Below are 20,126 nucleotides of genomic sequence, written 5' to 3'. Positions count from 1 at the left end.
TGCGCCTATTTCTCACATAATTCGAGCTCTTAAAATAGCAACTCGCTCGCTTTCTCCAACATTACTAATCCTAAATCTTTTTATCTGCGCTGGGATTACGAATGTTTCCACATAATGAACTTCAAAGGCTTCAAAGCTGTCATCCAAACTTTCTACCACAACTTTATCTCCTTCAACCAAATTCAACATATTCACGGTTTGTTCTGAATTATCGTAATCGACAAAATCCGTAAACCAGTCTCGCTCAGTATAAATTTGTTCTGTTTTGTACAATCCTGTACGTTCCTTTGTATGGGTCTTCGTCTTAATTAAAGGTTCCAACTGATTCACTAAATTTTCTGCCACCCATTTTTCAGGACGATTCCAGTTAATCACTTTTTCGCCGTGGTCAATATGCACTGGTCGTGGTTTCGCATCTAGTCCTAATCGTCCCCAATCCCACAGTTTAAAAGTAAAAATGTACGCACACAAGCTTATTTCTAAAATCATCGAATCAGCACCCGAACAATGAACTGTTCCCGATGGTATTAAAAAATGGTCATGTTTTTTAGCTGGAATTGTATTGATATAGCGCGCTGCATCCAGCGAAACTTCTCCTGTTTGCGCTTCTTCCAGTGCACCTATAAACTCAGTTGGTTTAACACCGTCTTTCATACCCAAGTAAACAACTGCATCATTCTTCGCATCTAATAAATAATAGCTCTCCTCCTGCGTATAATCCATTCCAAACTGCTTTTTAATATATTCCTTATTGGGATGTACTTGCAAGCTAAGGTTCTGTCCATCCATCGTATCCAGAAAATCAAACCGAATCGGTAATTCCGCACCAAATCTGCTGTATACTAGTTCGCCTAGTAGTTCCATTGGATATTTCAATACTGCGTTGATTGCTGGAGTCTCCACACGAACCTCTCCAAACTGCAAATACAAGCTATTCTCCTCTGCAACCCCATCAAATGCCCAAGCAAAATTACTAGCCTTTGCGTCCAAGCCCAAGTTTTTCTTCATCCATTGTCCGCCCCATACTCCTGGGTCAAAATACGGTACAAAGCGAAATGGTCCTTGCAGCATCTGTTCTAGTGCTGAACAGTATGCCGACCAGTGTACCATTTTGGGATTATTCAGCTCATTATCGTCCACATAATAATCAATTTTGTCAAATAACTCTACTTTTAATCGATCTGCTGCTCGCCAATCCAAGAAAAAACCTCGTTTATATTTCCGCAAAATATCCTCATCTAAGTTTGTATCATTCCAATTACCAATTTCACCTGAACGCATTCGTTGCTGAATCTCCCAGCGCGCAACATCCACATAAACCGTCAAATCTGCCTCTACTGCCAAACTTGCTCCTGTTCCAAAAACAATTGTCAAACCCTCTGTAACAGTTAGCTTATTCCGCAACAGCTCTAACTTTGATTTTTCATAGTAATCCTCCACCTTAATTGCTGCCATTCGTCCGAAAACACGGTCTTCTGTTATCAACATAGCAAATTTTTCCTGAATTTCCTGACCATTCATCGCAAAATCATCCGCACAGAAAATGGTTGCTCCTTCAAAATATTTATCCAAGGCAGCTCTCAGCGTTTCAATACGAACTCCTGGATAAGTCTCTATTACTAATACAGTATTTTTTTTAGAATACTTAGCTAGCACAGTTGAAAGTTCTAAACAGATAGTTTGAAATCCCGTCCAAGTTTTAAAATCACCTTTCACTGTTGTAGTTGGAGAGTGATTATATCTCATTTCATTATTTCTCATTTCCAATGCCTCCTTCTCTTCATGCTTTCAGTATAAGAACTTAAAGCGCTTTCTACAATACTTTTAGCTAATAGCGAAAACCATTTCCGCCGTACGAAAAAGGAGTCTTAAATGTCATGTTCTAATCTTGCTCCATATCCTCATTTTTCTTTTTGAAATAAGGTCTTGTTCGTGCTATTTTCGCTGCGATGGTTTCGTCGTATGTACTAATATAAACGGAATAAATAATATCCATTACGTGCAACATTTCGATACGTGAAGCTGCTGCAACATAGCCTTCTGGGTGTTCAATCTGAGCAACAGTAATATTACAAGCAGCTACTTGTGCCAAACTATTATCTTCCTCCGATGTAAATGAAATCGTGTATGCACCCAGCTGTTTGGCAATCTCCAATGCTGTTATCACCTCTTGAGTTTCTCCACTATACGAAATTCCAACAGCGACACATCCCGCGCCAGATTGTTGCGCTTGTGAAATTTGAATATGCGAATCTGCAAATGCACTCGTACTTTTTCCTGAACGTAAAAAACGATAGGAAAAATCTTGTGCGACAAGATTGGAAATTCCGCAACCATAAAAATCAATCTGTTCTGCTTCATATAGTATTTTTGCCAAATCAGTTACCAGCTCTGAATCCAGAAATTGCACACTTTTAATCATGCCATTTATTGTTAAGTTTGTAATAACTTCTCCAATTTCAATTGCGGCCTTATTTGGATAAATATAACCTCGATTATATACTTCCTGCTTCTCAAAAAACCATTTATGTAAATTCAACACAAGGTCTTGTTTAAAATCGGTGAAGCCTTTATAACCAAGCTTTTTACACATTCGCACAATGGTTGCCGGACTTGTAAAACACGCTTCAGCTAATCGTGTAATATGCATCGTTTTCACTGTTTCTGCATTTGCTATGATGTATTTTGCAATATCTTGATAGGACCCCATAGATTGCTTGGCCATTGCTTGCAATTGCACAATTCCTGACTTCATCGCTAAAACCTCTTTTCTTCTTAATAGAACCATTATACAATGGATACCCCCAAATAATATCAGGGATATCCTGCACATCGAAAATAAGTTATAGCTTTAATTTTCCCATTTCTTTTAAAATAAATTCACAAAATATCGAGTTGGACCAAGAAAACCAATCTCTCGTATAGATAGTTGGATCATCTGCCAGAAAACCTTCGTGTGTAAGATCTGTTCCAGCATCTGTTGTTTCAAATAAACATAGCAACTCCTGACATTCAGTTTGATCCGTTGAAGTCAACCCTTGAATCGCTAATCCCATATGCCAAACGTACTCGGGAGGCGTGTGAGGACTTCCTAATCCTTTTGCGGCTGCACCTTCAAAATAATATTGATTATCCTTTGATAGAGAGAAACGACGTGTATTTTGATAAATAGCTTCATCTGTATCGCAATATTTTATATATGGTAAGGAAAGCAGGCTTGGAACACCTGTATCATCCATAAGATTGCTATTCCCTAAACCATCCACCTCATAGGCATATATTTTTCCATGTGTGGGGTGGTCAATAATACCAAATTTTTCAATGCCTTGTTGTACCTCTTCTTTGATTTTTGTTATCGTGGTTAATAACACTCTTTCCTCTGGATAAAAAGTTGTCATTATTTCTTCCAAATAGCCAAGGATTACGACGGCAAACATGTTTGCTGGTAACAAATAACCATATTCACAAGCATCATCACTAGGACGAAAACCTGACCAAATCATGCCAGTATAACCAACTTTAGTTCCTCGCCCCTGATTTGGCAAACTGTCTTGTTCAATACCATTATCTCGAATAAAGAAGTACTCGGACTTTTCTTCATGATGCTGTTCCACGCGAAATACATCTATTAATACTTTAACAGCTGTCAGAAAATCCTCATCAAATAAATCTACTCGTTTTGTCCGCTTCCAATAAAAATAAGCAAGCTCTACTGGGAAACAAAGGGAATCAAGTTCATATTTCCGTTCCCAGCTCCAAGGATTCTTTCGTTCACTTCGGTCTATATCGCTCCAACTGTTGCCATTTCCAGTAAAATTAAATGCATTTGTATATGGATCAAGCTGGACATAACGAAACTGTTGCCTAATTACCGCTCGAATCACATCATATAGCTTCCCACTTGGATCATCTAAATTTAGAAATACACGCAATTGACCTCCCGAGTCACGCAACCACATCGCTGGTATATCGCCTGTAATTAAAAAGGCCGAATCATCTTGTTTTTGCACAAGTGTGGTTGTAATCGTATTTAGCATGCATTTTCGAAACATTCTTTGCAACTTCTCGGATAAATTTCCCTGCTGCAAAATTTGATCTATCGCTCCATCAATTAATGTTGCAAGTTCAGTATTATCACTTGCAGCTTCTTTTACAATTTCTGCTGTAATTTGCTGTAACCGTATATACGTATCGTCTCCCATCAGTTCCTTATCTAGACTTGTATTATTTTCCAAAATCCCACCATTCCTTTCACTTAACAAGTAACGCAGCCCCGTAAAGTCCTGCATCATCACCTAGACTTGCGATTTTCAACTGAATATTTTCTCTCATTGTGCTATACACTTGCTTTGTTATAATTGGATATAATTTTTCTACTAACCAAGGATGATTTAGAACGACCGCTCCTCCGAGAACGAAAACTTCTGGATCAATTACTTGGATAATCGATGTTAGTCCAGCACTAAAATGATATAGCCAATCTTCCACTACTTGGCATGCTTCTTCTTGATTAGCTTCATATTGCACAAATAACTCAGTTGCTGTCTTGTCTTCACCGAATAGTTGTTTACTTACACGCAACAAGGCACTCCCACTGCATATATTCTCTAACGTACCATTTAACAAACTCGCATTAACTACCATGTTCCCAACTTCAGAAGCATGTCCATGACTACCAGAAAATATTTCTCCGTCACAAACAAAGCCTCCGCCAATACCAGTACTTATAGTTATATATTGAACAGTGGAGAAGCCAATTCCCGCACCCATTCTCGCCTCAGCAAGAGCTGCTGCTTTGGCATCATTTATCAGAGAAACTGGTGTACCTATACGATTCGCAAGCTCATCACGAATGCGAAATCCATGCCACCCGGGTAAATTTGGAGCATCAAGAACCATGCCATTCGTAATGTCAAGCGGTCCAGGAGCGCCAATACCAACTCCAATTGCTAAGCCTTTTGGATCAACTTGCCCAATCATCCCCACCAACTTTTCCAGTGCTTGAGCGGGTCCCAATACCGCTTCTGTTTTCACTTGTTCCCGTGCCACCAACTGATTATTCGAATCAAACAATGCCACTCGCATGTTCGTTGCGCCAACATCTATTCCGATACGATACATTACTCCCCACTCCCTAGATATACATCGATAAAAAGCCTTGATTATATGATTTACAAGCAGCAACCGCAACATCCGCCTGGTTTGTTTGTAATGTCGCTAGTGTATAACGGAACTCATAAAAACCTGCCAAATCTACTTTGAAATTCGTTTCCCAGAAATTATTCATTAGCCAAACATAAAGTGGTTCTTTATTTTTTTCGGTCTTTCCTTGTCCAGTTAGTTCGATAAGGTGGTGTTTTAAATCACCGAGCACTAATAACGGCGTATCTTTTAGCGCTAGAATAATCGATTTTTCAGTTCCAACATAAGCTGCCCCCTCTTGCACTAAATAAAACTCTTGATTTGTCCCAGGTAACTGGTCTATTCCAGGACGTACAAGACACCCTGTTTTATCAAAATAAAGTTCTTCTGTTGTGCCAGTTGTGAATGGGAATGAAATATATAGATTTTCAGGATCCCAAATGCTGTCTTTATGCAACCGAAGCGTAACATCTATTTTTGGCGTGTCACGATATACTTTCATGTGAACTTCATACATTTGTGTTCCTTCTAAATCATAGCTAAATATAATGGTTCCACTAACATCACCGGATCCGCCTACCTGAATATCTCGTAATTTTGATACGTAACGATTTGTATTCATTTTCTTGCGGTTTCTTCCCATTGTATGACGAACTTCCCACGCATTTGGTTCCGTTGTTGTTCGCTCATAAATCCCTGCAAACGGCGCATGTTCGAGATTATCTCTAAGTAAGGATTTCCCATCCAACTTATCTTTCATCGCAACAATTCCTTTTGTTTCATCTAATGTTATCGAGTAATATTTTGTTTCAATTTGATGCGCATTCATACGTAACCCTTCTTGCCAGCCATCATACATGATATCTTTTACTTTATCCGCCGCTAAATAACGATAAGCTTCTTTTTGCAGTTTTTTCTTTAAGCGTACACGTAAAATCCGCTCCTCCAAACCTGCTAGTTCAAGAACTACTTCCACTTCTTTTGCTCGGGCTATTTCCCTAACTTGTGATGGCAGTATTTCCCCAGTTGCTTCATCTACCACCTCGATATTTTGCAATAAAATGTCTACACCAGCACCTTCAACATCCTCCCAGTGCTCAATATATAAGCAAACACTATCCGTCCGTGCCACTGCTTGTGGATTAATTACCTTGAACAGTTTTTCTCGGTCAGGTCGAATCGTTACTTCCCCTTTGGCTGCTAAAATTTGGTCTAATTTCAGTGATGCCAATTGATTTGCACGAATAGCATAGGCCGACTTCCTAAAATCCAGATCATTGACGAGTGTTTCCCAAGGTTCTGTCACTGAAGATGAGTAACCCCATGTATGTTCTGCGTATAGTGTCAGCTCGTACTCCACCTCATCCAGATACTGCTTGTCTGCTGCAACAAATTCAGGTGCTAACTGCTTGCCAATGTGGTATTTTCGCTGTGCATCTTTATAATGTTTTACAACAGCCGGCGTTGAACCAACACCATCCGCCCACCAATCATTCCAATCACCACGATAGACTGGCAATTCGTTCATTTCCTCCCGCAGAATTTCAAAAAAGTGGTTAAGCGTTATCATTTCAATCTCAATTTGCTCACCGTGCAAGTCATTCCAAGCTCTTACTCGCTCTAAAATCTGACCATTCGGAGCACCGTTATCCGTACTCATTCCAGAAACCATAACCGGTACAAAATGATAATCATATTCCTCGTCCTCGTCCAACTTCTCTATATAGCTGAAAATCCTTTCTTCTGCTACTTTAAAATCTGCTACCTCTGCATTTGCATTAAAGCGCTCCTCCAGCAAATAGGTAATACCGTGATCCGGTACTAAACATAGTTCGTTTCCGATATGATAGTGGTCAGATACCCACGTTAAGACACGCTCGCCACTTGGGCCTTCCCACCAAAATCCTTGATGTTTTTTCCCCAGCGGAAACATGCCATGATGTGTATGAATACAACTAAATAAGTTCTCAATCCCATTATTCGCTAACGCATCAGCATATCCCCAAGAGTAGCCATTAATATCTGCAGTCATCGCCGAATCAAGCGGAACTGCTAAATGGTCAGCATAACTCCGACCTTGCGCCAATTTATGATTCAAAACATCGTCATCTACTAATTCTGTCATATTTAAATAATTAAGTGAGATATCAATCAGTCCTGCCTGCACATAACGTTCAAAACAAGCAATATTTTCTTCATTACTATTTTTAAGAAAATTTTCTACTTGCCAATAGTTTTCACATACCCAGCGAAATCCTTCCCATTCCGGACGGTTTCCATTTTCAATTTCTGTTAAAATATTAATCGCTTGCTGGATAAAGTCAACATGATACCGCTTTAATTTTTCTTGGCGCTCCGTATATCCTATATCAGTATGAGAATGATGCAATACGTATAATTTCCATTTTTTTGATAATGCCATTTTGGACAACACTCCTTATTTAGTAGTCATAATAAATCCTTTTTCTAAGTTTCTATGTGACAAAATAAATAGCACAATTGTCGGAATGGAGACAATAATTGCTGCTAACAAAATCGGTGGTACTTTTTGTATCGTCGACCCGCCGAGCAAGGACACCGCCGCCATTACAGGTCGTGCAGATTCTGATTTCGTCAATGTCATTCCGAATAGCAAATCACTCCAAATCCAAGTGAATTGGAATAAAAATACTGCCGCAAGCGGAGCCCGAGCCATTGGCATGTAAATCTTCCTAAAAATATAAAAATCAGATGCCCCGTCCATTCTTGCGCTTTCAAGCATCTCTTTAGAAATACCCATCAAGAAATTCCGCAAGACAAATACACTAAACGGAATAATCAGCGCCGCATAAATAAGTATCATCCCAACGCGTGTATCATATAACCCGACCTTATTGTATGCTTTAAAAATCGGAATCAAATATACTTGAAACGGAAAAATAGTCCCACTATAAATGACGAAAAACCATAGTAAACCGTGCTTGATTTTGAGTGTTTCAATCGCATATGCTGCCAGTGCCGCCATAATAATACCAAGACCGCCACCTAATGCTCCGTAAATTATACTATTAATAAAACCAGAACCTAACTGAATTTGCTGTGTTAAGTACTCCCAGTTTTCCGCAATCGAAAATGATTTTGGTAAATCCCAAAAATTCCCAGTACTATATTCTGCCGAGCTTTTTACGGCATTGACAATCACGTAAAGAAATGGAAAGACCCAGATAATAGCCAGTATAATCAGAATAATGTTTACTGTCCATTTTCCGACTCCAGCGTGCTTTTCTTGTATCATAATTAATTACTCCCTTCTTTCGTAAATGTCTTTCGTAAATAAAAGATGGAGATAACTAGTATAATCACGGATAGCATTACGGCAATTGCCGACCCCATCCCCAAATGATTATTCGAAAAGGATTCCTTATACATCGTAACGGCTAACGTTTCTGACGTACGATACGGTCCCCCGCCAGTCATAACCCAGATACTATCAAATGTTTTGAAGCTGTTCACGAGTGACATAAGCACTACTACAACAATCGTCGGCTTAAGTAGTGGTAAAATAATTTTTGTATATAAAGTAAGCCCTGAAGCACCTTCTAACTTTGCTGCCTCGATTGGTTCTGATGGCATGTTCACTAAACCAATAATAAAAAGTAACATATTCAAGCCAATCCCTTGCCAAATCCCAGCTACAATCATTACACCTGTATTAACATAAGGAATATTAAGCCAGTTTTTATCCAAATTTTCAAAACCAAGCATTCCTAATAACTGTGGCAAACCATACATCGATAAAAGACTAGTCATAATCAATCCAACAATTACACCTGAAACAGCATTTGGAAAGTAAAACAAATTTTTGAAGATAGTCGCAAAAGAACTTTTAATAATCGCAATGGCAAAAAGTAACGGAAGAACAACTGGGATGATAAGTCCCGCAGCCACCCAGACTAGCGTATTAATAGAAGATAACAAAAAGTTCTTGTCTTGGAAAACAGCAATATAGTTATCAAAACCAACAAACTTAAAACTCCCCAAACCACTCCAGTCCGTAAAACTAATAAATAATGTAAAAATAATAGATAAAATACAAAAGCAGAACACAAAAAGTACTGCTGGTGCAATATATAAATAAGGTTTTAATCCCCCGCCCCTTTTCAGGTTTGCTTTCGCCTGTAAACTCATATCAGACACACCTTTCTTTTTAAAAGCAAGAGGCGAGCAATGTTGTCACTCCCTCTTACTCCTTATCTTAGTTAAATGCACTGTCCGCAGTTTTTTGAATCGTATTCAAGGTATCATCCAGCACTGCATCGGTTGGTTTGTAGAAAAATTTCCATAGTTCATCGGTTGCAACTGTGACAACCTCACTTGGTGTAGCCTCATAGTAACGCACCATTACTTGATATTTATCTGTATTTCCAGCTTCTTTGACAAAACTTCCATTTACAGGATCATCTGACTTAGTTTTATCTGTGTTTATAATACCTGCCTCATCAACGAAAATTTGTTGTACATCTTTCTTATAGAAACTGCGGAGTACTTTTTTTGCATCGGTACTTTGTTGACTCTTCTTAGAAACAACAATTGGAGATGCTTCAAAGAAAATAACTTGTTTTTGATCAGCTTTCATCGATGGAGCAACAAATACATCGAAATCTTTGCCTGGTTCCATGTTGTATTCTTTTTTCAATGTAGCAGATGTCACACTTGGCTCATAGATCATCGCACTTTTATCTGTTGAAAACATTTTTGCTTGCGATGCTGGATCTACTGGATCACCAAAGTACCCTTTTTTAATCATTTTTTGCCAGATTTTCATCACTTTTTTCATTTCAGGGTCGGTATATTTAATGTCACCATTCGTGAGTCCCACATATAAATCCGGATCATAACTTGCAATTAGCGTTTGAAACCATAGAAAACTTGCCCAAGGATCATTTTTTAACCCAATTGGGTCTATTTTATTTGCCTTAAGCGTATCGCATACTTTTATAAATTCATCCCAAGTTTTTGGAACTTCTAAATTATACTTATCAAATAAATGCTTATTGTATATAATCCCGTTGTATAATACGCTAAACGGTGCAGCATACACTTTTCCATCTATTGTAAAAGCATCCGCGAGCCCTGGGTTGACCCCTTCTTTTTCATAATAATCTTTCCATTCTTTCGTTAAGTCCACAGCCAAATCGTTATCTACCAGCTTTTTCAATTTATCCCCACTCCACCAAGTGAACAATCCTGGTGCTTTGTCGCTATCAAGTGATTGTTGTACGGTTGTTTCATAAGATGTCACCTCCGTGTATCCCACGGTTTTATAACCAACGCCCCCATCTTTTTCAATCTGGTCTGACATGGAGTTCAAGATACCTACATTTTCTCCGCCCTTATCCGTATAAAACTCCACTTTTGAACTGGATGCATCTCCACTACCACAACTCGCTAGAAGCATTAAAACTGCAACAATACAACTGATTGGTACGATTTTTTTCATTCTTAAGCTCTCCTTTTTGTTCGTTTTCAATGAAAATAGAACGAAATATTTCCACTTTTCCGTTTTCTACTACTCCAGTTAGCTAATTTTGAAAATTTATTCCTTTTTGGCCGATTTGCTACGTTCATTATAAGTATAGCTAACCATTACTGCAAGCGGTTTCAAAGATTGCGAAAATGGTTTTCGCTGGACGAAAAAAAGAGAATACACTAATTATTGAGAAACTGATTTTTTAAATAAAATCAGTCTGCTCAGAAAAGTGGGACATGATGAAAAAACACCTCCGTTAATTTCATTTTACATGAATCCAACGAAAGTGTTTTTCTTTTATTCTCATTTTTTAGTGGCAGTGCCTCTTCTCGCTCATCCTTTTCTTGTAAGAATTTACATTTCACAATAAGTAGTTAAAAACAAAAAATACACAGAATATAGATAGCAAATTATCCTTGATTTACATTTCACAATAAGTAGTTAAAAACTCGAATTAAATAATTCTGATGCCCTCGCTTTTGCGATTTACATTTCACAATAAGTAGTTAAAAACAAAAGCTAAATGCGATACTTGCGGAACCAATCTCCATTTACATTTCACAATAAGTAGTTAAAAACGCTACTGTTTTCTGCACGTTTTAATTCCTCATCTGAATTTACATTTCACAATAAGTAGTTAAAAACTTGTTTTTTCTTTTGTTTTACTTGCTGGTTTCGTATTTACATTTCACAATAAGTAGTTAAAAACCGAAAATGGAAACCGGAGTAAGTACGTGGTTGGCATTTACATTTCACAATAAGTAGTTAAAAACAAAATTAAATGGTACAAACCCGGTACCAAATTAGCTATTTACATTTCACAATAAGTAGTTAAAAACCGTATTCTCCAATTAATGAACAAGAAGGCCAATTGGATTTACATTTCACAATAAGTAGTTAAAAACGAAAAAAATACATCAGAAAGTTCGCAAAAGAAGCAATTTACATTTCACAATAAGTAGTTAAAAACAGGGAATGCAGACTTGCTTACAAAAGCATTAGCTGTATTTACATTTCACAATAAGTAGTTAAAAACCGGGCATGGCGGAAGTGACAGCGGCGCAGTAGGAAAATTTACATTTCACAATAAGTAGTTAAAAACCTTGTCTACAATATTCCATGAACCTAGCCCATTTCTCGATTTACATTTCACAATAAGTAGTTAAAAACTTACTGTTAATCACTTGTGCGGCATCCGACATACCTTATTTACATTTCACAATAAGTAGTTAAAAACGCAATGTATCTAATCATTCTATCGAACGTTGATACCATTTACATTTCACAATAAGTAGTTAAAAACCAAGTAACTCAAATAAGTGAAGCTGAGTACTAATGTATTTACATTTCACAATAAGTAGTTAAAAACGAACAGGAAGCAATTAAGCAGTTCGCTGTTAGAAATTTACATTTCACAATAAGTAGTTAAAAACTCTGATGAGAAGTCTACCATACCCAGCATATGATATTTACATTTCACAATAAGTAGTTAAAAACGATGTCACCAAATAGTCATGCCAAGCTCTCAGCCTCATTTACATTTCACAATAAGTAGTTAAAAACGGAAAGAAAAAGCGTGGAAGAATAAGGAAACATCTATTTACATTTCACAATAAGTAGTTAAAAACGATAATTGCCATCGTGATGGCGTTAATTGATAATATATTTACATTTCACAATAAGTAGTTAAAAACATATGCTTATATTCAACTTCGTCATTCAAAAAAACATTTACATTTCACAATAAGTAGTTAAAAACGTATCAGCCCCTAGCCCGCAAGATAGCGGATAAATTATTTACATTTCACAATAAGTAGTTAAAAACCTAGTAGAGTATGAAACTAAAAAGAATGCAACAACAACATTTACATTTCACAATAAGTAGTTAAAAACCCGTCAAAATCTTTCCTTACTCCCATCTTACCTCACGCACCTATTTTTGTCGACCGATACAAAAATAGGTGAAATTTAGTTTTGTTTTCCTATTTTAACTAAGTAAGATATACGAGAAAGCTTCTCCACCAACGCATTTCATGTTTCTGTCGACCTCCAGTGTTTTTCACACTACTAGGGGGCGACAGAAAAAACCAGCTAAAAGAAATTCGATGTTTTTTCATCTGCTAATCCCCAAAATTCTTTTTCTAGCCATTTTTGTTGTCTGCTAGAAAATAAAATCACAGAATCAACATCCTGACGAATATAATTATCTAGCTCCATTCGTAATTTCACCAAAAGTGCTGGAGTTATTTCTCCTTCAAATACTGATTTTTGAACATGTGTTAAATATCTTTTGCAAATTTTAAAGACATTGCGCCAAACTTTAGCACCACCAGATTCAACAGAAATGTCATAAATTAGAATTACATACATATACTCACCACCAAATTTTAAATCCTTCATATTCTTTATCGTTCATTAAATGTTTTACTAGTTTGTAACATTCCAAGCGAATTAAATGTCGGTACGAAACATTACGACCTAAATCACGATGTTTTATTGTTTCTTTCATTCTTAAATCATATGCTTGTAATACTTTTTGACGGGCGGCTTTATTCATATAACAAAAATTAGCCTCTTTTTCAAAATCATCTTCCGTAATTACATTTTTATTTAGCAAACTAAAAATTATTCGATCAGCAATTAATGGTTTGAATATCTCCGCAATATCAAGACATAGTGAAAAGCGCCGTTCTCCCGCACTGTGCAAATAACTAATTACCGGATTTAATTGTGTTTTATAAATTTCCGTTAAGCAACTTGAATAAACCAAAGAATTAACATAGGAAATTAATGTATTAATCATGTTATCCGGCGGTCGTTTTATTCTTTTTTCAAAATCTATTTCTTGATTGATAATTTTTTCCCAAGCCGAGTAATAAACTTTTCTAATATTACCTTCAATTCCCATTAAAGCTTGAATATCTTCCATTTTCCCAATAGACTTTCGTAAAAATTTTATTTCATCCATTTCTGCTAATACATCTTTTCCTCGTTGTTTGTAATATCTTAAGTTTCTAAGTAAATTAAAACTAGCTGCTTCTATGAATTCACTTGCAATATATAGACGTCTTTTTTCATCGGTGTAATGCTCAACTTGAGCTATCAAAAGTTGTCCTGACACATTTGTTTCTCTAGGATAATAACTCCCAGAATAAAAACCATAATAATTAAAAATATGAACAGGAATTCCTAATTGACCAATATAATTTAAACCTTTCGTATTCATGTTTACCTCTCCAAAAAGGAAAATTTCACGAGTCATCTCCACTTTTAAATCCTTAAACCTTCCATCTGGTGCTGTTAACCTAATAACATTATCTTTACGTTTCAGCTCTCCATCTGAAAATAAATAATAGCTTTCTATTTTCCTCACCCCTCAAATATAGCAATACTCATAGTAGGCACATTTTTTGCAAAGTGGCTTATCAATTACTTTTGGTGGTTTAGTATCTTTTGTTATACTTTCTATTTCTGTTAGTACATTTTCTATTTCCAATTCATCTTCCTCTGACAAGAAAATGGTCTCTCTTTGTCTTATTTTTGGATAGTCAACCACTCCTTTTTCAATAAAAATCCCTTTTTGTTTCAAAAAATACATATAATACTTCAATTGCCAAATCCCAGCTTCTTCAATTGCTCGGCTTTTTTTCACCTCATGCAGAACTTTCCAATCTTTAATAAAATCAATATTAACCGTTTCATCAATCATTACTTGGCCATTTTCTCGAGAATAGCTAGTTTCGTCTAATAGCTTTCCAAGTTGAACATTTTCATCCAAATGCTCCATTCGTATCTCGTTAGAAAAACACCAAAGTTTTCGTTTACAGACAAAGTAATAATACACATGTGTCCCACTAATCCTCGCGTGCTTACCTCCTAAAAGAACAGACTTTCTTTTTGTTTTTCAAGCATGCTGATCCCTATTTCATCTGAATAGTCGCATTTAAACTCAACCACATTTTCATAACGGTTGATTTTATATGGTTTTCCTTCACTTTTGTTATATAGATAATCTGGAATGTTTAGCATAAATTCAGCCAGATTAGTCCTTGCCATCATTTTTTCTTTTTTTGATACTTCTTCGGATGATTTGCCTAAGATATTCATACATCTAACAATTTCATCTTCATTCTCTTGCCACACTTTTTCTGGAATAGCTGATACAGAATTTATATTTCTAAATTGGCTACGAACTTCTTTTTTATCTAATTCATAACTCTTAAAACCCTGGACATATTTTAAAGTTTTAGTAAGTTCTTTATAAAATTCAGTTCCTTTTAATGCTTCTGTAGAATATATTTGTTCAACTATCGCCATCTTTTTCGTCTCAGTCAAAATACCACTACAATCCTTTATTGCTTCTTTTGAATTCACAAAAATTGTTTTATCAATAAATTGCCCTACTCCAGAACAAACTTTTTCTCCCCCATCAAACACATACACATTCGTAGCCACATCAAGTGCACGATTTCTGTAACATCTGCCCATTCTTTGAAAAAGCCCATTAATGTCAGATAGCTCTGTGAATAGCAAGTCAAAATCTATATCAAGAGAAGCTTCCACGACTTGTGTTGCAACCCAGATACATTCTCCTGGATTAGCTTTCTGCCCATCTTCAAAAATTTCTTCTTCCTTTTTGGAGCGATCTTTTTTAATAAATTGACTGTGAATTAGACGGATTTTTTTATTTGGAAACCTACTTGTTAGTTCCGCATACATTTTTTTCGCTTTACTTATTGTATTACAAATAACCAAAATTCGATTTCCATTAAAAAATGGTTCGATAAAAGCACTATCAATTTCAGTATGAACTATCTCCACACTATGTCTAACTCGCTTTGAAACAAATTTTTCTTCTGGTTGAATAAAATCCACTTCATTATCATGGAGCAAATCCAATACAATTCCTGGCAAAGTAGCTGTCATAATACAAAATTTACCGCCAAATTTATCAATATAAGATAACCCAATAATTAAATATGCAAGTAAGTCTGGTGAATACATTTGAATTTCATCAATAATTACTTTGGAGTATGATAACGTTGCTAATTTATGTTCAAATCCAGCATAACGGAATACAAAATCAAACAACTGATCGAGCGTGCAAATAGTGAGTGGTAGAGACATTTGCCTTGTTCTTGTATAGTATTCATCAATCTCCATGTCTGCGTTTTCTTCATGTAGTAGGTATTGGCTATAAGTTTCTGAATGAAGTAACCCAACTCTTTGTGCTTGTCGGTCAGTAACAATCTCATCAATAATTCTGGTATATATGGCATTAATAGCTGTCCGTAGAGGTAGTGTAAAAAAGCCTTTATTGTTTCCAAGCCAAAGTAGTCCCGCCTCTGTTTTCCCCATTCCAGTTTCAGCAATTACGATAACGTTTTCATTTTGGTGTTGTAACATATATTTTTGTAATAGATTCCAATCAGCAGCCGCGTTCTTTTTTCGAAAATTCGCTAATTGGTGCTCCATGGATTCTTGCAGGAAATCATTTTCGAGCTCTACATCAATACCAGCACTTGCCGCGAAATCAATTCGGTTTAGTAGACCTTTTAGTTGGACATAATTTTTGAAGTTTTCTGTTTCAACAGTATCATCATCTTCAAAGATACGGGCTCCAGGGTAAAAATAGATTGGGTCTACTTCGCTACTATAATCTGCATTATCAGCTAGTCTTTTATAGGAAAACGTTTCCCATTGTTCTGCTAATTTTTCAATTTCATTTTCCCATTCTTGTTCTGTAAAATCTTTTTTTCTTTCATGATGGCGCGCTATCGCTTGATAAACTACTTCTATTTCATCTTCCGAATACCCTAAATCTTCTAATTTACTATAAGGAACAAACGCAACTGACAAATAGCCGTGGGGAATCTCTTTTCCAACTCCAGAACCATTCCCCACCTTCTTTTGAAAAAGCCGATTCATCTTTCCTAAATCATGAAGTAAACAAACTAATTCTAATAAGTACCAATCTACATTGATTTCCGGATAAAGTTCTTTAAGGGTTTGATAGTTTTTTAGTAAATTATCGGTGTGCTCTTGAATTGTTTCGGGGGGATTTGATTTTGCTAAGTATTTTTGCATGATGAAACCTCCTAGTTAGAAAAAAAATCCCCTTGAAAAATTAATTCAAGGGGTAACTTTTCTTATTTATTACACCTCTTCTTCAATAAAAACTAAACAATCATCTTTATCCAAGAAGAAAACATCATTTTTAGAAACAAAGATTCTACTTGAATAAATAACATCTTTCTTGCGCCATTTACGGAAGAACTTCGGAGCTTTTTCTGTTCCATGATTCACACGTTCATATTTCTCTGTTAATAAATACCTAGTTCCTAATAGCTCACGACGCCCAACAGAGCTTTCTTGTGATTTAAAACGAACCACTTTACTTTCTGCAAGTGAAATTGGTACATAAGCACTATAATCTTTGTAAATATCCACACTTTTATTTTCTTGTGGCTTTCTTTTTTCCACTTCTACAACATCCACTTCCTGAATCGTCGCAATATCCTCACGACGCCCAAGTGATGGATACTCGATTGGCTCTTTGAATGCTTTTTCGATAACCGGAACAAGCGAGGGATCTTCTGGGATAATATGTAGCAGCAGTTCTAAATCCACTAATAATTCGACAGTGGAAATCCCACGACTCACGCCATAATTATCGACTTTAATTTGATGGCGTTTTTCATCGTAAGTCATTCCGTTTTTAAACTCATATCTCGTCGCTAAGTCATTCACTTTGGAGAAATACTTACCTTGAATACTAATTTTCATTTCGTGGTAACTGGTAAATCCACAAAGTGTATGAACCATCCCAATCACAGTTGAATATGGTGGTAATGGGTATGTTTCTTTTAATTGAAAACTAGTCGGCTTTTTATAATTAACCAAATCTTGCCAAAGTTTTACTCTAATTGCCTTCATAATAGTCATCAATCTTTTCTTTAATTTCATTGAAGAATGTTGGTACAGATTTTGCGTTTAATCTCGTTTTCACTTCATCCGTGTTCGTAAATTGGCTATCAATAATACCAACCATTGTATTTCCACCAATTTCGTTATATTTCAATAAATCTTCCATATTCTCAATAACGATTTTATTGTCTAATACATCTACCACATTTTGAAATACTGGATTTTTCACGTCATAAACCCCGCCAATAACGAAGAGCGGTTTTAAGTCTTCACGGCGTCCACGAATATCACGATATAAGAATGCAACGGTATCCATTAGCTTTTTCACACGACGAGCTTTTTCTTTCTTATCAATTTCCACCGTTCCATCAATCCCAATTTGGTCTAAATCAATTGTGATGGTGTAACGATAATAAGATTTATGAATTTCTGCTTGGGCGATATTCATATTTTCATTTATTTTATCTGCTTGACCTTTATTTGTTAAGAAATCTAAATCACCTTTAAATGTTTCAAGAGAAATTGCATTAGACAAGCGTACCTTAGCTGAACGCTTTTGTCCGCCAGTTCCTTTTTCTGTTTTTAAATAACCAAAGAAGTCTAACTCAGGAAAATCAGCAATAGAAGCTTCACTTAAAAATTGAATAACCTTCTTATCGCCGCCACCTTCTGCTTTTACAGGTGCTACTTTTTCGCCAATCTGTTCCATTAGATTATAGCGAATTGCTTGGCGAGAAATATAGGTATATTGATCACCATTATTGCGAGAAATCTTTTTTAATGCCGAAATATTACCAAGAGACTCCCCATAATTGGCACTTTCTGCTTGGAAAACGATTGTCATTGCTAGTCCTTTATTTTTCATCTGAATTCCCTCCATCTTCTTGTTTTAATCTATTTCCACTCACCCCTAACATGAATGCATAACCGATTGTCTTAAAAGTTTCTTTATTTGAAAAGACTTCGATAAAATCACGAGGAATTGGTTTAGCTAAATAAGAATAACTATTTAATAAAGTATCCATAAACCCATCCTTATCATTTACTTTTAAAGCATTTAACAATTTATATGTGATTCCCGGTATTTTATTTTCTGATTTTTTATTATAATAACCTTCTTTAAATAACTTTCCGAAAAACTGAATTTTCCCCAAATCAATTTTTTCACTCATTAGCACGTTTACCTCCTTCAAAAATTTTGTGTTTATCTCTAATATTCCTGCAACATGCCCTGTTTGGTAGTACAAGCCACTTACATTTGTTTGCTTATAAAAAATCAGCTTATGAATAAGTGTAAATAAATTTTCATTATTCATTAAATGTTGAATGACTTCTTTGTATAAATTGATATTCAGATTGCCTTCTTTATAACCACATTTTATTAAACTCTGTAAAATTGTTTTAGAATCAATTAAAATATGCAGCATTTTTTTGGAAAGTAAATTAAACCGGTAATGTTCATTTTCGTATCTAACTAATTGAATATCTGCTAAATCGAACCTTCTTTGCTTCTCTTTTTCCATTGTAATAGATTCCACTAGCGCCCTATATGGATTAACCGAATTAATCCCATCATTATTAAAGTGTAAAATGGATTCACGCATATGTTCATTCACATCATATAATTCATCTATACTAACAGAATCGTTAACAAACATGCCTTCCCCGTATACATATGTAAATCCTGCTGGAACACATGAATAAATTAAACGACATATTGGGCAGGTCACAACATCATTATTAAAATCCCAGACATGTGATGTTTTTCTTGCAGTATCAAAGCCAACGTCATTCATAAAACTAAGGTCTAGTTTCAATGTTTTAATAGGTTGGTTACAAATGAAACAATTATACTTGGCTTTTGACAAGTCTGTTTCTAAATATTCGAATACTGGATCTAAAAATGTGGTTTTATAGTCTTCATACGGATCAATAAATTTAGTTTGTCTATAAAGAAATGATACACCTGACCAACCATTATTAATCACAGAATAAATCAGGTTTTTTGCGCCTAAATACTTGAGCCCTTTCTCGCTAGCACAAAAATCGATAATAACGTCTAATTGGTCGTATGTTTCTTTTACTTCCTCAAGCAATTCCACTTTTCCATCGTCCAATATTTGTTTTTTTGATAGTTTAATAAGAGATAAATTACCAAGCCACTCTTCCACATTAGCTTTAGGATCTATTAGTGGAAAAACTTTAATATAATTGGATTTTTTTAAATAAAATTTCACTACATCTTTTACATACTTATTCAAATCTTCTAAAGCCTTTTCATCAAAAGAGGCAAAATTTTCCGCCCTGTAATACTCCATCTTCTCTTTATATGAAACAATTTTATGCCAAGCTAAAGTTTCTTTGTATTCTCTGATAAAATAATTGAAATAGTTGGTTTCAAAATCTGCCAAAACATCTGTTGAAAAATACATTGTCTGTCCATCTATCCGCACGTTTTCTTTTCCAACAATATTAAGAAAACCAACTATACCAGCGTTTACAAGCCAATCACTCGCTTTTAATTCAATCTCTGTTTGCATAAAAATCC

General features: G+C 35.7%; 15 protein-coding genes and 1 CRISPR repeat array. All 15 genes read right to left on the bottom strand.

The window, feature by feature from the left end:
• Nucleotides 1-12: 12 nt before the first annotated feature.
• On the bottom strand, nucleotides 13-1,761 hold the full coding sequence (locus JL53_RS02820; RefSeq protein ID WP_038406703.1) for a class I mannose-6-phosphate isomerase: 1,749 nt from the start codon (nucleotides 1,759-1,761) through the stop codon (nucleotides 13-15).
• Nucleotides 1,762-1,882: 121 nt separating this feature from the next.
• The gene (locus JL53_RS02815; RefSeq protein ID WP_038406702.1) at nucleotides 1,883-2,755 is read right to left on the bottom strand and encodes a MurR/RpiR family transcriptional regulator; all 873 of its coding nucleotides are present in this window, start codon (nucleotides 2,753-2,755) and stop codon (nucleotides 1,883-1,885) included.
• 88 nt (nucleotides 2,756-2,843) lie between these two features.
• Nucleotides 2,844-4,262: a glycoside hydrolase family 125 protein gene (locus tag JL53_RS02810; RefSeq protein WP_234288418.1), complete on the bottom strand. Its 1,419-nt coding sequence runs from the start codon at nucleotides 4,260-4,262 to the stop codon at nucleotides 2,844-2,846.
• On the bottom strand, nucleotides 4,252-5,121 hold the full coding sequence (locus JL53_RS02805) for an ROK family protein (protein ID WP_038406701.1): 870 nt from the start codon (nucleotides 5,119-5,121) through the stop codon (nucleotides 4,252-4,254). Before JL53_RS02805 ends, JL53_RS02810 begins: the two co-directional genes overlap by 11 nt.
• Before the next feature lie 13 nt (nucleotides 5,122-5,134).
• Nucleotides 5,135-7,564, bottom strand: a complete 2,430-nt coding sequence (locus JL53_RS02800; RefSeq protein ID WP_038406700.1) for a glycoside hydrolase family 38 N-terminal domain-containing protein — start codon at nucleotides 7,562-7,564, stop codon at nucleotides 5,135-5,137.
• 15 nt (nucleotides 7,565-7,579) lie between these two features.
• Nucleotides 7,580-8,416 (bottom strand): carbohydrate ABC transporter permease, encoded by an 837-nt coding sequence (locus JL53_RS02795; RefSeq protein WP_038406699.1) that lies wholly within the window; start codon nucleotides 8,414-8,416, stop codon nucleotides 7,580-7,582.
• 2 nt (nucleotides 8,417-8,418) lie between these two features.
• Nucleotides 8,419-9,309 carry a carbohydrate ABC transporter permease gene (locus JL53_RS02790; RefSeq protein WP_003721178.1) on the bottom strand — a complete coding sequence of 297 codons (891 nt, stop codon included), beginning with the start codon at nucleotides 9,307-9,309 and terminating at the stop codon, nucleotides 8,419-8,421.
• Between the two features lie 67 nt (nucleotides 9,310-9,376).
• Nucleotides 9,377-10,621 carry an ABC transporter substrate-binding protein gene (locus JL53_RS02785; RefSeq protein WP_003721179.1) on the bottom strand — a complete coding sequence of 415 codons (1,245 nt, stop codon included), beginning with the start codon at nucleotides 10,619-10,621 and terminating at the stop codon, nucleotides 9,377-9,379.
• A gap of 382 nt (nucleotides 10,622-11,003) precedes the next feature.
• Nucleotides 11,004-12,544: a CRISPR direct-repeat array (repeat unit 30 nt; unit sequence ATTTACATTTCACAATAAGTAGTTAAAAAC).
• Nucleotides 12,545-12,742: 198 nt separating this feature from the next.
• Nucleotides 12,743-13,021 carry a CRISPR-associated endonuclease Cas2 gene (gene cas2, locus JL53_RS02780; RefSeq protein ID WP_038406698.1) on the bottom strand — a complete coding sequence of 93 codons (279 nt, stop codon included), beginning with the start codon at nucleotides 13,019-13,021 and terminating at the stop codon, nucleotides 12,743-12,745.
• Nucleotides 13,022-13,025: 4 nt separating this feature from the next.
• Complete coding sequence (gene cas1b, locus JL53_RS02775; RefSeq protein WP_052010539.1) at nucleotides 13,026-14,024, bottom strand: type I-B CRISPR-associated endonuclease Cas1b; 999 nt, start codon at nucleotides 14,022-14,024, stop codon at nucleotides 13,026-13,028.
• A gap of 3 nt (nucleotides 14,025-14,027) precedes the next feature.
• The gene (cas4, locus tag JL53_RS02770) at nucleotides 14,028-14,495 is read right to left on the bottom strand and encodes a CRISPR-associated protein Cas4 (RefSeq protein WP_235317701.1); all 468 of its coding nucleotides are present in this window, start codon (nucleotides 14,493-14,495) and stop codon (nucleotides 14,028-14,030) included.
• A 32-nt stretch (nucleotides 14,496-14,527) separates the two neighbouring features.
• Nucleotides 14,528-16,738, bottom strand: coding sequence for a CRISPR-associated helicase/endonuclease Cas3 (locus JL53_RS02765; protein ID WP_038406696.1), 2,211 nt, complete (start codon nucleotides 16,736-16,738; stop codon nucleotides 14,528-14,530).
• 69 nt (nucleotides 16,739-16,807) lie between these two features.
• The gene (gene cas5b, locus JL53_RS02760; protein ID WP_038406695.1) at nucleotides 16,808-17,596 is read right to left on the bottom strand and encodes a type I-B CRISPR-associated protein Cas5b; all 789 of its coding nucleotides are present in this window, start codon (nucleotides 17,594-17,596) and stop codon (nucleotides 16,808-16,810) included.
• Nucleotides 17,574-18,443 carry a type I-B CRISPR-associated protein Cas7/Cst2/DevR gene (gene cas7i / locus JL53_RS02755; protein ID WP_038406694.1) on the bottom strand — a complete coding sequence of 290 codons (870 nt, stop codon included), beginning with the start codon at nucleotides 18,441-18,443 and terminating at the stop codon, nucleotides 17,574-17,576. The genes cas5b and cas7i overlap by 23 nt, the downstream gene beginning before the upstream one ends.
• Entirely contained in the window at nucleotides 18,433-20,118 is a 1,686-nt protein-coding gene (gene cas8a1, locus JL53_RS02750) for a type I-B CRISPR-associated protein Cas8b1/Cst1 (RefSeq protein WP_038406693.1), read from the bottom strand. Before cas8a1 ends, cas7i begins: the two co-directional genes overlap by 11 nt.
• Nucleotides 20,119-20,126: the final 8 nt, after the last annotated feature.

Origin of the sequence: Listeria ivanovii subsp. londoniensis (assembly GCF_000763495.1) — a bacterium.
Taxonomy (GTDB): Bacteria; Bacillota; Bacilli; order Lactobacillales; family Listeriaceae; genus Listeria; species Listeria londoniensis.
Note: the sequence above shows the minus strand (reverse complement) of the source record. Positions and strands in the feature narration are given on the sequence as shown.